The organism is Herpetosiphonaceae bacterium, from assembly GCA_036374795.1.
Lineage (GTDB): Bacteria > Chloroflexota > Chloroflexia > Chloroflexales > Kallotenuaceae > LB3-1.
Genome location: DASUTC010000125.1, coordinates 1 through 14,823 on the forward strand (window position 1 = coordinate 1; position 14,823 = coordinate 14,823).

Genomic DNA, 14,823 nt, shown 5'->3' on the forward strand with positions numbered 1-14,823 from the left:
GCAGATGCTCCTCGATCATGTGGCGGGCATGCGGACACGTCACGCCCTCGTTTTCCAGGGCTGCAAGCTGCGCGAGCAACCATGCGCGGGTATCGCGGGCAGCAATCCCAACCGGGCCAAGATCGCGCAGGCGCTGGACCACCACAGCAACCCGCTCCTCCGTTGTACCAGACAAGCAGGCGAGCTCGGCGAAGGACTCGCGCAGAAAGCCATGCTCGTCCAGGCTTCCAACAACCACCTCGGCGATCCCGTGTTCGCGTGTAGGCAGACTGGCGTACAGATCGGCCAGCAGCTCATCGATCACCGTGGTTGCCGCGACAGCTCCACCAATATCCGCATCGTTGCTCCTCATCCGGTCGGCTGTGCCGAGACACTGCCGACACCACCCGTACACCGCCGATCCACAGAGCGGGCAGCGCCCCTCGACGTCTTCCAATGCAGGATTTTCGATCAGCTCCTGTTGGATCGCTTGCTGAAGGCTCAGCGTCGGCAGCGTCAGCAGTCGTGTCAGGTGGAGCAAGGCCGGAGTAAGTCGCGTCTGCGTGCGCGTGGTCATGAGCATGGTGGTCATCACTGGACTCCTTGCGGAACGTGTTCGTTGGGTCGCGCGGTCGGTCGTGATCTTCTTTCTATGCAAAGCGCGTGCCAGATCGCGGGCTGACTCGCAATCCCGCGCTACGTCCCCGGCGGAAGGCGCGGCGGGCAGACAGACCCCGCGCCGAGCGAAATCAGTTTCGCCCTGCTGCGCGCCGCTGCCGCGTCGAGCGAACCATGATTCGGCGGCGCATCCTCGGTCAGCGAATCGCGCAGGCCCTGTGGATGGACAAAACCTCCAGATGGTCGTGAATCAGCAGGTGTCGCGGAGCGCAGATCGGATCTGGCATGGGTTTCGCATGATCGTTCATCAACGCGGGTAATGCTCCGCACGGTCACCAGCCGCCATAAGGAGGGCGCTATGCACGACATCGATCGTACACACGCTGAGTGGGAGTATGACGGGCAGGAGCTGGAGCAGTATGAGTACGAAACCGACGGCTACGGCGAGTACGAGCTGGAAGGCGTGTTCGACGAGGCGGAGGAGATGGAGCTCGCCGTCCAGGCTCTGGAGATCACCGACGAGGCCGAGCTGGACCAGTTTATCGGCGATCTGATCAAAAAGGCTAGTCGGCTGGTTGGGAAGGTCGTTCGCCCAGTGGGGCAGCAGCTTGGCGGAATGCTCAAGCAGGCGGCGCGCCAAGCGCTGCCGATGGCTGGCGCTGCGATCGGCGCTCGCTTCGGCTCGCCACAGCTCGGCTCGCAGATCGGCTCGGCTGCCGGGCAGATGTTCGGGCTGGAGCTGGAGGGCATGAGCGGCGAGGATCAGGAGTTCGAGATCGCGCGGCAGTTTGTGCGCTTCGCTGGCGACGCGGTGAAGAACGCTGCGACATCGGGACAGGGCGGGTCGCCGCAGGCCGCTGCCCGTAACGCGATCATCGCCGCCGCCCAGCAGTTTGCGCCCGGCCTCCTCCGCGAGACGAGCAGCCCCGCCGCAACGAATGGCGCGGGCGGCATGAGCGGCGGCATGGCGAGGCACCAGAGCGGACGGCGCACCGGGCGCTGGATGCGGCAGGGCAACCGGATTGTGCTGTACGGCGTGTAGCCAAACCATGCCGTTCAAGGAGAGGTTGTGATGCAAGCTGGAACAAGCCTGATCTGGGAGCTGGAAGGAGCGACCTGGGACGGAGAGGTTGGGCTGGATCGCCCGTTTGATACAGTCGAGGAGCTTGAGCTCGCCGCGCAGCTGCTTGAGATCACGGATGAGGCCGAGCTGGATCAGTTTATCGGTAAGCTCTTCAAGAAGCTAGGGCGCGGCATCAAGAACATCGCGCGACCGCTCGGCGGAGTGCTGAAGGCCGTCGCCAAAAAGGCGCTGCCGTTGGTGGGCGGCGCGCTCGGCTCGTTCATCCCCATCCCAGGCGTTGGCACGGCGGTCGGGACGGCGCTGGGCTCGGCGGTGAGCAAGGCGCTTGAGGCGGAGCTTGAGGGTGTCGATCCCGAAGACCGAGCGTTCGAGCTGGCGCGGCGGTTTGTCCGTCTCGCGGGAGCGGCGGCGCAGCACGCGGCGCGCATGCCGGAGGGTCAGAATCCGCAAGTCCTGGCGCAGCAGGCGGTGCTGGCGGCCGCCCGCCAGGTGCTCCCACCGACGGCAGATCTGGCCCATGCGGAGTCGTTTCCCTCCGCCGGGAGTGGGCGATCCCGCCGGAGCGGACGCTGGATTCGGCGTGGCAATGCGATCACGTTGATAGGACTGTGACGATGGACGACCATTCCGGCGCTGCCCAGCTCTTAGCGCACGAAGCGCGCGCTATGCGGACCCGTCTTGCGCGGGTCAGGCCGTTTGCGCTGCACGAGCCGATGGTCCCAGCGGCTGCGATCTCGCCCGGCGCGCAGGTGGCGATCGAGGAGTTTCTGGCGGATGGGCGTCGTGAGCTGCGCAGCCGGATCGAGCGTTACCTGGAGTGGCTGCGCGAGCATCCCCACGTGACACCAGCAGAAGCTCAGCGCCGCTTTACGCTGCTGCGGATGCGCTTCAACGATGTGCTGTCACAGTTCGATACGTTCGCGGATGTCCTGACGCAGCGCAGCGAGCACGACACGGGCGTGTGGCTTTCGGGGCTGGATGTGGTCGCTGCCGACGCGCTGCGGTTGTCGGGAAGCTTCTACGATCCACCGCCGGTGATCTGCTATCTCGATCGCGGTCATGGCGCGGCGATCCGGCGCGCCCGTACCCGGCTGGCAGGGGGTGATAACCCGGTCGCGATCGTGCGCGTGCCTCGTGAGCGGATGGTTGGCAGTGGCATTGCGTCCTCGCTGGTCCACGAAGTGGGGCATCAAGGCTCGGCGCTGCTCGATCTCGTTCCCTCGCTGCGGCCTGCGCTCCAGGCGCGGCAGGAGGGCAGCGACGCGCTGGCCTGGCAGTTGTGGGAGCGCTGGATCAGCGAGATTGTGGCGGATCTCTGGTCTGTTGCCAAAGTGGGCATCACCTCCACGCTGGGATTGATGGGCGTTGTCAGCCTACCCCGTCCGTTTGTGTTTCGGGTCAGCCTCGACGATCCCCACCCGATCCCGTGGATTCGGGTCAAGCTGAGCTGCGCGATGGGCGACGCCCTGTATCCGCACCCGCAGTGGCGCAGGCTGTCGGCGATCTGGGAGCAGTTGTATCCACAAACCGATCTGCCGGAGCAGCGGCGGACGCTGCTGGCAGCGCTTCAGGCGACCATGCCGGATTTTGTGGCGCTGCTGATCCATCACCGTCCAGCCGCGCTGCGTGGCACCGCGCTGGTCGAGGCGCTGGCGACAGACGATCGGCAGCCCGAACGGCTCGCCGAGGAGTATGCCGCGTGGCAGGCGTCGCCTACGCGGATGCGACGGACCGCGCCTGCGCTGGGGTTCGCCGTGCTCGGGCAGGCGCGCGCCGACGGACGGCTCAGCCCTGAGGGCGAAGGACGAACGCTGGTGTATCTCCTGAGCTACTGGGCGCTGCGAAGCACGCTGGACACCGCTGCGCGCCTGCAAGCGCTGCCCATGATCGCGGAGCAGCCAGCCGTGCCGCGTGACCCAGATGTCGGGCCGCCCGGCGGTGGGCGCGAGCCGTGGTTGATCGAGCGGGCTGCCTCAGGTGAAGCAACCCATACGGGAGGATCATATGGCCGATATGAAACCAGGACAATCTGATGGACCAGGCGATGCGTCGGACACACCTGAGCTGGCGCAGCCCCAATCCATCGACGATCAGATGACGGTCTCCTGTACGGCGCGTCCGGCTGAGATCGTCACCGAAGGAACAGTTGTCACCCTGCGGGCCGACTCGTCACGCTCCGGCGTCAGCTATCAGTGGATCGTTTCGGGTGGCACGCTGGACCATCCGGCCAGGGAAGAGGTGCGCTGGAATACGACGGGGCTGAGCGAGGGCGACTACACCGCGACGGTGACGGTCAGGGATAGCTCCGGAAGCAGCAGCTCATGCGTCACGCATATGACTGTGCAGCCCCGCCCGTTCGCCCGTGGCGATACCATTCCCGTGGCGCTGCGCGGCGTGAGCGGCCCGGTGCCGGTCACATTGCACCGATCGACGGTCGCGCAAACCGTTGACCTGCCGCTGTGGGTCGTCATCCGCAGCGCGACCGATGCGCTATCGTTCCAAAACTACCAGCGCTACATGGATCTGCTGTTCTGTGGTGGCGGCGATAGCGCCGCAACAGCGCGGATTCAACCGCTGCTTGCTCAGATGGATCAGCTCGCGCGGCGACGCGCCCTGCCCTTCAACGACACGGATGCCTACCGCATCCTGAAGATCGCCACCGAAGCCTTTTTGATGGTGAACTGCGGCGTGGAGCTCAGAAGCTACCCGTTCTCGAACGCTGAGCTGAACGACCTCCAAAGTCGCACGGGCGTATCGTTGGACAGCGCGCAGATGCGCCAGATGTGGAGCAGCTATCTGCAAACGGTCAACGGTCAGGAGGATGTAACGATTCCCTACCTGGCAATCGTGCAAGGCAAGCTGCGCGACGTTGGCATCCGGCGCTCGATCTTGCCCAGCGACGAAAACGACATCATCGATGACTGCTTCGGCATTCTCGGCGACAAGCTGACCAATCCCTGCTTCCTTGAGCTGCTCTGGTCGTACTGGATCGAGCAGGGCATGGTGGTGCAGACGATCAACGCGATCAGCCGCCGCTTCCAGAATATCCACGGCCCGAACGATCGCGATCCGCTGGCGAATCTTGAGATCGATCCGCTGCGCGGGTTGAATAACCTGCTCTGGGGCTATATTCAGGATGAGCAGCATCGTCTGACCGTGCTGCGCCGATCCTACGAATATCGTCATCACTACGGCCTGACGCTCGACGGCAAGGCCATTCCCAATGTGCGGCTTGCCGATGACCGCTCACAGTTCTTGGAAGCGTTCCACAACCTGCTGTATCTGGCCTCGGTGTTCTTCGAGCAGGACGACGACACCACGCGCATTGCCGATGGCTTCCCGCTCTTGAACGCGCTCAAAGAAGTCCATCTGCTGCTGTCGCAAGGCGCGCACAATCAGTTTGCCGATCTGCCCGCGACCGCGCGGCAGGAAATGCTGATCCAGCAATACATCCTTGCCCGGCCTGAGCTCCGGGAATTTTTGCCGACGCGGATCATGGTGGACTACCCTGAGGCATGGATGGACCGCGTGGATGCGATGAAGGCATTGCAGGGCTGGATCGATGTCCCGGTGCTGCATTTCCGCAATCTGGCGGCCTTCGGCGAGCAGATTCTGCTGACGATCCGCTTCGGCGCGTGGCTCGACGTGAACGATCCGGCGCAGGCGGCGAATTGGGCGCGCTTCTGGCGCGCTGCCATCCAAAGCTACATCCATGCCTACCGCGCCGTGACAGGCGTTGACCTGACCGCCGACACCACCGACAGCCGACAGACAGGCGAGCGGGCGCTCCAGCCGTCGCTGCATCTCCGCCGACGGCTCGCCGAGCGGGATCAGCCCGCGCTGCCGCGCCGATCGAACGGACAGAACGGCGCGGGCCGACGTGGCGCGCTGACCGATCAGGGGACCTCGCAGGGCGTCCCTCTCCAACCGGCACGGCAGATCGGCGCGAAGAAACCACAGTAAGCGGAGGCGTGCTCATGCTGGATTGGACTTCAGCGCTGTACCTCGGCATGCGGCACGCCCATCGGACGCTCCGTCCGTGGCGCCAGTTGACCACCGGTCGGCCCGCCGCGCTCGATCACGGATCAAGCGCGACAGCCGTCGCCGCGCAGCTTGCCCGGCTGCAGGGCTGCGATCGGAGCCTCCTCGCGCCATCCACGCTGCACGCTTTTTGGGACGTGTTCGGCATGATCGATCGGCGGCAGACCGCGATCTACGTCGATGCAGGTGTGTATCCCATCGCGCGCTGGGGCGTGGAGCGAGCGGCGGCGCAGGGCGTTCACACCCGGCGATTCCCGCATTACACCGTCGCCGCGCTGCGCGAAGCGATCGGCGAGGATCGGCTGGGACGAGCGCCGCTGGTGGTCGCGGACGGCGTTTGTCCTGGTTGTGGACGGGTCGCCCCGCTTGCGGCATATCGTGACATCGTACGGGCGCATGGCGGGCAGCTTGTGATCGACGACACCCAGGCGCTCGGCATTCTTGGTGACGGGCCGAGCGCGACCAATGCCTACGGCAGCGGCGGTGGTGGATCGCTGCGCTGGAGTGGCGCGCATGATCCCCGGATCGTGGTGATCGCGTCGCTGGCAAAAGCGTTTGGCGTGCCGATCACCGTGCTGGCGGGCAGCGCGGATTGGGTTCAGCACGTCGAGGAGCACAGCGAAACGCGAGTCCATTGCAGCCCGCCCTCGATCGCCAGTTTTCGCGCCGCCGCCCAGGCCCTGGCGATCAACCACCTACGCGGCGAGCTGCTGCGAGCACGGCTACTGCACCGGGTGCGCTATTTCCGGCAAGCCCTGGCAGCAGCGGGCTTACGCGCGACGGGCGGGATCTTTCCCGTGCAGACGATCGACTGCGATGGCATGGATGCCGCCTGGCTGTACGAACATCTGCGTCGCCGGGGCATCCACACGATCCTGCACCGCGCCAGAGGTGATGGCGGCGGGCGACTGAGTTTGATCATCACGGCGCTGCATCGGCGCGATGCCATCGACCAGACGGTGGAGGCGCTGGCCCAGCTTGCCGCCAGCGCGGTGCAGCGACAGCTTTGGAGGTAGTCATGCAGCGTTCCAGACCTGTTGAAGCGGAGCCGTTTGAAGGCTTTACGCTGTTTGATGAGCTTGACCTGATCGATCCCGAATGGGAGGAGACGCAGGGCGAAGTTGGCCGCAGACCGCCGATGCGCTCGCTCGGCGGTCGATCGTCCGCCCGCTCATCCACGGCAACGCCCCAGCACAGATTTGCAGGCAGGCAGCCGTCACGTTCTGCACAGCGCGGCGGACGTTCTGGCTCGCCATCATCCCGGTCTATGGCTCGCGGTGGTCGTGCCGCCGCGTCTCGGCAGCGCCAGCAGTCGCGCGCTCGAACGGACCAGCCGCCGCCGCCCGATCGGCGACGCAAACCGCCGCGCCGTCGACCTCCGCGCCCTCCGTGGCCGTATCCCATATTGGGCGGCGGGCTGTATGTCACCCAACCCCAGATCATTGAGTCGGCGGGCGGCTCGGAGCAGGTGCGCTGGGCGCAGAACCGCTTGAATCAGGTGCTGGGCATGCGCCTGCCGGTCAATGGCGTGCTGGGGCCGGAAACCCGCGAGGCGATTCGGACGTTTCAGCAGCAAAAAGGGCTGCCCGTCGATGGCATCCTGGGGCCGCCAACCGAGCGAGCGCTGACCGAGGCGACGAGCGGGCAGGGTGGACAAGCCAGCCCGGCAGCCGACGCGCAAGCCAGTCCACCTCCTGACGCGCAGGCCGCGCCAGCAGCTTCAGACGGAGCGCCCGCCCCTGAGCCGAGCGCCCCACCCGAAGGCGAGCTTGACAGCGCTACCAGCTCCACGCTTGCAACCTTGTTTGGCGTGCCGCTGACGGTGTTAAAAACGCTGAGCCGTGGTCTGGAGCCGCTCGCGATTCGGATGGCCGTGCTGTGGGGACAGCGCGACGAGAACAAACTCGCGAGCCTGGTGTTTTTCGCGCGGCACCCTGAGCGCGGTGGTCGGAAGCTTGAGCGCGGCGAGCCGAATTTTGACCGTCTCAGCAAAGAATGGCTCGATATTCGGGATCGCCTGGTCCGTCCGGTCCTGGCATCCGCGACAGGCCCCCAACCGGGCGGCACATCGGCAGGCGGCAGCCTATCGACCAGCTTCAGGCCCATCTCAGTCGAGTCGCCCGGCGGTGGCCGCATCAAGGACAAAACGCCGCCGCAGCCCGCCGATCTCGAAACCGTGAGCGGGTATGGCGGGAAACGGATCTCGCTGCACCGGCTGGCGGCAAGCGCGTGGCGAGCGCTCGTCAGCGCCGCGCGAGCCGATGGCATCGCCGATCCCTTACTCCTTCCGGTGTCCGGGTATCGCAGCCCGGAAACCCAGGAAACGCTCTGGCAAAATGCGCTGAAGAAGTACGGCTCGCCGGATAAGGCCCGCACGTGGGTGGCTCCACCCGGCAACAGCGCCCACCAGACCGGACGCGCCATCGACTTCTATCTCGGCGGTAAGAACGCAAGCTCCCAGGTGGCATATCTGCGGACACTGCCTGCCTTTACGTGGCTGGCAGCCCAAGCTGAGCGCTTCGGCTTCTACCCGTACACGGCTGAGCCCTGGCACTGGGAGTACAACCCGCCAGCTTCAGGCCAGCTTGAGCTCGCGGAGGCGTTGGATGAGCTACCCGGAAGCTGGTATGAGTACGAGGACGAAGGCTACGACGGCATGTTCGGTCAGATGTCGGAAGCCCTCGACATGGAGCACCTGACGGAGATCGAACAGGAGGTCGATCGAACAAGCTCAGCCTACATCCAGTGGGTGCAGCGCTCGTTGAATCGCATGCTCGGCACGAAGCTGGCGGAAGACGGGATCAGTGGAACGCAAACCCGGAGCGCGATCAGAAGCTTCCAGCAGCGGCACGGGTTAACGGCGGATGGAATCGTTGGGCCGCAGACCGAAGCAGCCTTGATCGCGGCGGGCGCTGGCGCTCCCCCAACCGGCGGCACGTCATCCGGTCTTCCGAGCTGGCTGCCGTCCATCCCGACGCCGGGCGGCACACCGTCACGCGGCGGCGTGTCGATCCAATTCGCGTCCACGGCGAACCCCGCTGATTTGACGCCCTACTCGCGGCGGGTGCTGGAGGATATTCTACGCAGCGCTGGGCTCAAGAGCGCGATGATTTCCAGCACATCGCGCGATCCGTCCAATCAGGCGCGGGTCATGTACAACAACCTGGAGCAGTACGGCGTCGAGCACCAGAAGCGGCTCTACGGCGCGGCTGGCGATCAGGTGATCGACGTGTACGCGCGGTCCAAGGCGGTCAACAAGAGCGCGGACCAGATCAAAGCCGACATGGAGCGCAAGATTCGCGAGATCGGCCCGACGAACGTATCGCGTCACGCCTCCGATCCTCAGGTCCTCAACGTCTTCGACATCGCGCCGTCGTCGATCGCGAACAAGCCTGCGTTCGAGCGGGCGGTTCGGGCAGATCGGCGCGTGACCAAGTTTCTGGTGCCGCCTGACGACCCCGGCTATCACCTGGAGATTCCTCAGTAGGTATCGGTCGTTGGGGAACGCCCTGCTTGGGGTACGCTGACAGGTACCTGTTGTAAGGAACCATCCGGTGGGTGTTGCCGCGTCAGAGGCGTATGGTGAGCGCATGATCATTGATTGCCACTGCCATGCTGGGAACGGCGACGGGCTGACCGGCCCGTGGGATACTGCCGCGCCGCTCGATCGCTACCTCGAACGCGCCACCGAGGCGGGTATCGAGCGGACGGTCCTCTTCTCCGCGTTCCACTCCGACTACAGCGCGGCCAATCGGGCTGTCGCGCGGATCGTGCGGAGTCGACCTGATCGCTTCTGGGGCTTCGCGTTCGTGCATCCCGTCAGAGATCGAGGCCGGGTACAGATGCTGGTGCAGACGGCGGTTGCCCGCTACGGCTTTTGCGGGATCAAGGTCCACCGCTATGACGGGCGGATCACGCGCCAGATTTGCGAGGCCGCGCGAATCTGGCGGCTGCCGGTGCTGTATGACGTGATGGGCGAGGTATCGATCGTGGAGCTGCTGGCGACGGAATATCCCGATGTCGCCTTTATTATCCCGCATCTTGGCAGCTTCAGCGACGATTGGGCCGCCCAGGTTGCGTGTATCGATCATCTGGCGCGTCACGCCAACATCTACACGGATACATCAGGCGTGCGGCGCTTCGATCTGTTGGAGCAGGCGGTAGAGCGGGCAGGTCCGCGCAAGATTCTGTTTGGATCGGACGGCCCCTGGCTGCATCCGGGCGTTGAGCTTGCCAAGGTCCGGGCCTTACATTTGTCTGAAGACGATGAGGCGCTGGTGTTCGGCGGCAATCTGCTGAGGCTGATCGCCCATGTGCGCAGGCCGCCGCTGAGGATCAGGGGAGCGCAAGGATCGACAGCGCGAGCAGCCGACATCCGTCTGCCGGACCAAGGCGCATAGATAGCTTCCCTTCAGGGGCGGAAACCCGACCGCTTGGCCCAAAGGGCACCCCGGCTAGGTGCAAGCCCTCGCCTTTAGGCTTGGGTTGTTGACCCGACCCCTGGACAACACGGATTAATTGAGGCTGTCGGCTGCATCGGGAGCGAGGGCATGGCGACGATTCGCCTGCCGAATCTGAAGGGCGCGATCGGTGACGCCGAGCCGTTGGGCGGCGCGTTGCAGGTTGCCCTGCTCATCGTTGATGGTCATGCGGATCGCCAGATCATCAACCATGCGCCGCAAATCCTTGAGGCCAACGCCACGCGCCAATGCCTGGCGAATCGGCTGCTCAAAGGCTGCATCCGGCCAATCGTCGTCGTGCGGATTCACCGGCCACTCCTCAGGAGGAATATCGCCGACGGTCATCGGGCCAGGTCCAACATGGCGGTGCCACATTCGCAACACACACTGCTTCAAGTCGCGCACATTGCCGGGATATTCTCGCGTCAGCAGATAGGCTCGCACCGAAGGATCCAGCACTGGAGGCTCCTGATCGGGCTGTGCCTGACGCATGATGTGTTCGGCAAGCGGCAGAATATCATCGACACGCTCACGGAGCGGCGGCAATCGACAGGTCCAGGTTGCAATGCGATGGTACAAATCGCGGCGGAATTGCCCGCTCGCTACATCGTGCAGCAAATCGCGGTGGGTTGCGCAGACCAGCCGGAAATGGCTTTGCCGCCAGGTGTTGCTGCCGACGCGCTTATAGGTATGCTCCTGGACCACCCGCAGAAGCTGCGGCTGGAGCGCAGGCGGTAGCTCACCAACCTCGTCAAGAAACAAGGTTCCGCCGTCAGCCAGGGCAAACGCGCCGTCTCGCGCGGCAACGGCGTTGGTAAACGCGCCGCGCTCATGGCCCCAAAACTCGCTGCCCGCAAGCTCCGGCACGATCGTCGTGCAGTCGAGCACGATCAGATCGCGCTTGTCGCGTCGTGGATCAAGGGTGTGAGTCAGGCGGCCTACTAATTCTTTGCCGGTTCCGGTTTCCCCCGTGATCAAGATCGACGCGTCGGTAAAGTGGGCTACCTCCACGATTTGCCGCAGCGCCGCGATCCATACAGGGCTTTGTCCTACAAGGCTGTTCCGTACGAGCGGCGTATCAAGGATGGCATCGACGGCCTGCCAGCGCTCGAAGCGCGCCGGGATGATCTGTGCAAGCTGAGGCGATCCGTCCCATGCAAGGACATCCGACGCGCCTGCTCGCAGCAGCGTCCACGCCGCGCCATCAGGCATCTGCGCTCGCTTGCCGGCCAGCGCAAGCACGCGCTGTACGCCATTGCGGCTCATCTGCCGCACCTGATCTTGTAGCTCCATCGTCATTGTGCTGAAGCAGAGCACGCCCATGCCAGCGGAACCATCGGTGGTGAGAAGGTGGGGATGAATATGGCTACGTCCCAGCATGTCACGAACCATGGTTGCCAATCCAGCGGCCTCAGGGTCAGCACAAGCGATCCATACCTCTGATGTTATAGGCATGCTTGGCACCTTTAAGCAACGGTTCCTCGTTCGTCACGGATGGACGGTCGCCGCCGGGGAACAGCAGCGCGTATTTTTGTAGGGTGATTGAGCGTGGTACGGCTTCCGGGCGGATGGCGGGTCTCCTACAGCGCCTCGTATGGATTGATGCGCGCTGCAGCCGCGCGAGTCGCGTGTGATCACGCTGACGCCAATCTATTCTCCCTCCTCGATACCGGCATGTCGTCGTAATCTTCTATGATCTATAGTACTACAGAAGATTAATGCATATCGCGGATCTTTGTGCACAAGCGGCACAGCAGAATCCTGTACATGCTTGATAAAACTAGATCACTCCTGAAGGTACCATTTCGTCAGAACCTCAGCGCAGTCACACGGCGCACAAAGTGATGACGTGGGTCGCGGACGAACCGCGCCTCACCTTACTCTTTCTGCCAACGCATTGTGCCCATCTCACCCCCGTCGAGCGGATCTGGTTGCAGCTCAAGAACACCATTGCCCTGAACCGCCTGTATGGGTCGCTGGAGGTCCTCCGTCAAACGGTGTTTGCCTTCTTTCGGGCGATGCCACCTGAGCAAGCTTGCCGTTGGGCGGCCACAGCAATGTGACCAAGACGTTCTAACACCTGCTTAGGACGCTGCCGCATTCCCCGGTCGAGGTGCCCTTTGGGCCAAGGCGACCGTCCCCTGCGGCCTTTTCGATGGATTGCGTGCAGCCTGACAGATCAAACGGGGCGCCCTGGATCGTATGTTCTGATAGAACGAGTTCTGCTTGCCGACACCTGAATACGACGGTGTGTGCCACCGCAGCGGCCATGCGGTATCTGCAGCGTTGCAGCGAATCCGCGTACGTACCTGGTGCGCTCCACACCACATGTACGCGAGGAGGAACCACCATGAGCAGACGGCATCCTTTCTGGGTTGCAGCGCGGGCTGCGGCGCTTGCTTTAGGACTCGCCCTCGGTCTCGGCACCGCGCCGGCATTGGCTGCCGGAGACCGTAAACCACCGACCAAGCCAGCTAACCTGCGCGTAACGTCTCTAACGCCGCACCGTGCGACGCTGGCCTGGGACCCATCCACGGATAACTCGGGCACCTTTACCTACCGGGTCGTTGTGAGCTGGGGCTCCACCACCACCTTGCCCCAGACGCAAACCACGTACAGTGTGGCGTTGGTGCCAGCCAATACCTACGCGTTCTATGTCGACGCCGTCGATGGGTCGGGCAACATATCGCAGCGAAGTAACACGTTGACCGTGACGACGCCCCCTGACACCACGCCTCCCAGTCCGCCGGTTGTATCGCTGGCGGGGGTGAACCCGACGGAAGTGTCACTCCGGTGGACCGCCTCCACCGACGACGGGCTTCACATCCGGTATCAGGTCTTTGTGAACGGCAGTCCGAGCGGCGTGGAGACCTTGAACGTCGTAGCAGCGGTTGTGCATGGGCTGACCCCCGAGACCACCTATGCGATCACCGTCCAGGCGCACGACGAGTACGGGGGGAACGTGTCGGCGCCGAGCAACGTCCTTACGGTGACGACCCCTGCCGTCAGCACGACGGACACAGCGCCACCCTCCTCGCCCGGCTGCTGTTGGGGTGGGGATGTCGGTGGTTTAGAAGTGCATATATTCTGGGGGCCGTCCTTCGACGACCAGACCGCGCAAGCGTCCATCGCGTATGAGATCTACCTGAATGGTGTGCTAGACCACACCATGACCGGTGATCGAGCCGTCGTATACACCACCCACACAGGCGATAACACGGTCACCCTCATCGCGGTCGACGGCGCCGGCAACCGATCGGCGCCTTCCAGTGCCACGTTCTTCGTCCAATAAATGGGATCACACACCGTGCCGCAGAGCGGTAAACGGCGCGGTGGAACGCACAGGCGACCCAGAGTGGTCGCTGGAACATAGACGCCCTCCCTTCCCAGTATCGGGAAGGGAGGTTGCTACGCTTCGGGAGGCGCCCCCCTTTTAAAGCCAACCGTTGTCACCCTCCAGCCGATGTACAGGACTCAGCCAAGGGTTGTAAGCTACCCAATCCTGAACGGATTGGGCTTTCCTCTGGCGCTCCTCAACGAGCGTTGAGCATCCGAGTCGTCTGGCGCGCGTACACGCCGCTCGGACGAATCCGAGCGCGAGGACCCAGCCTGATGGCGCTGGCGTTGAGCATGGTACCTGCCGAACGACTGCTCCGGCAGAACCGCACGGCTCAGGTGATCAGGTGCGTGTGCACCGTATCCACCCACAGGCTGCGTGTCGTACACCCGACGAGGAGGCTACCCCAGCTACCGTCACACCGAGGGACTCTGAAGCGGGTTGAAACCGGGCGCTCCTCCCAGGACTTGCCCCTGGGTTTCCGCCCCTGAAGGGAAGCTGTTGATGAAACGACGGCGTCTTACGGTGGCACCCCTGGATGAGCTGCGGCTCGGCTTGTTGTCCACCGCGGGCCAGCAGCCGCTCCGCAGTGCCGGTGACGGGGCGCTGGTCCGCCTGCCCGATGGCACGCTCGGCGTCGTTGCCACCTTTGGGCACGCTGGCAAAAAGCTGCATGTGTTGACGGAGCAGGGGACCGTGCGGGTGGATGGCGATCAGGTGGTGCAGGTGCTGGCCTCTCCGGTGCTGGCGGCCAGGCTCCTCATCCAGTTGGCCCACACGCTCACCGCGCTGGACCAGCGGGACGACCGCTGACGCTGCATCACGGTGCTGCCGATGGAGGCCGTGCCGCTCGGCGATCCAGCGCTCGACCACCTGCTCTAAGATCCTGGCATAGTGCAGCAGCGGATAGCGCTGCTCTAGCTTGCGATTCTTGCATGCGGCCTGGCGCTCGGCCTTGCTGAAGGGTGATATGTCAGTGGTATTGCCCAAGACATGAACTGAGGCTCCCCCGGTTTCGTGGACACGTCGCGTAGCTTACAATAGCGGATACGAGGTGACACGATGGCACCACGCAAACCCTATACGCGCGAGTTGAAGGTCGAGACCGTCAAACTCGTGACTGAGCGCGGTATGAAGCGCGCCCAGGTGGCACGCGATATGGGCATTGATGCCCAGACCCTCCGTCGGTGGATTCGCGAGTTTTCGGCTGATGGTGAACGTGCCTTTCCTGGTCCTGGACATCCTTGTGATGACGAGCTGGTGCGCCTGCGGCGCGAGAATGAACAGCTCCGGCAGGAGCGCGA

The 14,823-nt window shown here is 64.1% G+C and carries 12 protein-coding genes; 10 read left to right on the forward strand and 2 right to left on the reverse strand.

Going from position 1 to position 14,823, the window contains the following annotated elements; genetic code table 11:
• A partial coding sequence (locus VFZ66_08845; GenBank protein ID HEX6289284.1) for a hypothetical protein occupies positions 1-571 on the reverse strand: 571 nt, incomplete at its 3' end.
• Between the two features lie 384 nt (positions 572-955).
• Between VFZ66_08845 and VFZ66_08850 the strand changes: the two genes are divergently transcribed.
• The 7 genes from VFZ66_08850 (at position 956) to VFZ66_08880 (ending at position 10,122) form a co-directional block, all read left to right on the forward strand.
• Positions 956-1,639 carry a hypothetical protein gene (locus tag VFZ66_08850; protein HEX6289285.1) on the forward strand — a complete coding sequence of 228 codons (684 nt, stop codon included), beginning with the start codon at positions 956-958 and terminating at the stop codon, positions 1,637-1,639.
• Between the two features lie 30 nt (positions 1,640-1,669).
• Complete coding sequence (locus VFZ66_08855) at positions 1,670-2,293, forward strand: hypothetical protein (GenBank protein HEX6289286.1); 624 nt, start codon at positions 1,670-1,672, stop codon at positions 2,291-2,293.
• A gap of 2 nt (positions 2,294-2,295) precedes the next feature.
• Entirely contained in the window at positions 2,296-3,714 is a 1,419-nt protein-coding gene (locus VFZ66_08860) for a hypothetical protein (GenBank protein ID HEX6289287.1), read from the forward strand.
• Positions 3,686-5,644 carry a PKD domain-containing protein gene (locus tag VFZ66_08865; protein ID HEX6289288.1) on the forward strand — a complete coding sequence of 653 codons (1,959 nt, stop codon included), beginning with the start codon at positions 3,686-3,688 and terminating at the stop codon, positions 5,642-5,644. Before VFZ66_08860 ends, VFZ66_08865 begins: the two co-directional genes overlap by 29 nt.
• Positions 5,645-5,658: 14 nt before the next feature.
• Positions 5,659-6,738 carry an aminotransferase class I/II-fold pyridoxal phosphate-dependent enzyme gene (locus VFZ66_08870; GenBank protein ID HEX6289289.1) on the forward strand — a complete coding sequence of 360 codons (1,080 nt, stop codon included), beginning with the start codon at positions 5,659-5,661 and terminating at the stop codon, positions 6,736-6,738.
• Positions 6,739-6,740: 2 nt separating this feature from the next.
• Positions 6,741-9,209, forward strand: coding sequence for a peptidoglycan-binding protein (locus VFZ66_08875; protein HEX6289290.1), 2,469 nt, complete (start codon positions 6,741-6,743; stop codon positions 9,207-9,209).
• Between the two features lie 103 nt (positions 9,210-9,312).
• The gene (locus tag VFZ66_08880) at positions 9,313-10,122 is read left to right on the forward strand and encodes an amidohydrolase family protein (GenBank protein ID HEX6289291.1); all 810 of its coding nucleotides are present in this window, start codon (positions 9,313-9,315) and stop codon (positions 10,120-10,122) included.
• Positions 10,123-10,236: 114 nt separating this feature from the next.
• On the opposite strand, the gene VFZ66_08885 is transcribed toward VFZ66_08880, so the two are convergent.
• Entirely contained in the window at positions 10,237-11,562 is a 1,326-nt protein-coding gene (locus tag VFZ66_08885) for a sigma 54-interacting transcriptional regulator (protein HEX6289292.1), read from the reverse strand.
• A gap of 970 nt (positions 11,563-12,532) precedes the next feature.
• Here VFZ66_08885 and VFZ66_08890 point away from each other — a divergent pair.
• From VFZ66_08890 to VFZ66_08900, 3 genes are all read left to right on the forward strand, one after another.
• Positions 12,533-13,474: a fibronectin type III domain-containing protein gene (locus VFZ66_08890; GenBank protein ID HEX6289293.1), complete on the forward strand. Its 942-nt coding sequence runs from the start codon at positions 12,533-12,535 to the stop codon at positions 13,472-13,474.
• Between the two features lie 549 nt (positions 13,475-14,023).
• A complete protein-coding gene (locus tag VFZ66_08895) occupies positions 14,024-14,332 on the forward strand; it encodes a hypothetical protein (GenBank protein ID HEX6289294.1) in 309 nt (102 codons plus the stop codon).
• A 249-nt stretch (positions 14,333-14,581) separates the two neighbouring features.
• Positions 14,582-14,823, forward strand: a 242-nt coding sequence (locus VFZ66_08900) for a transposase (protein HEX6289295.1), incomplete at its 3' end; no start/stop codon positions are given.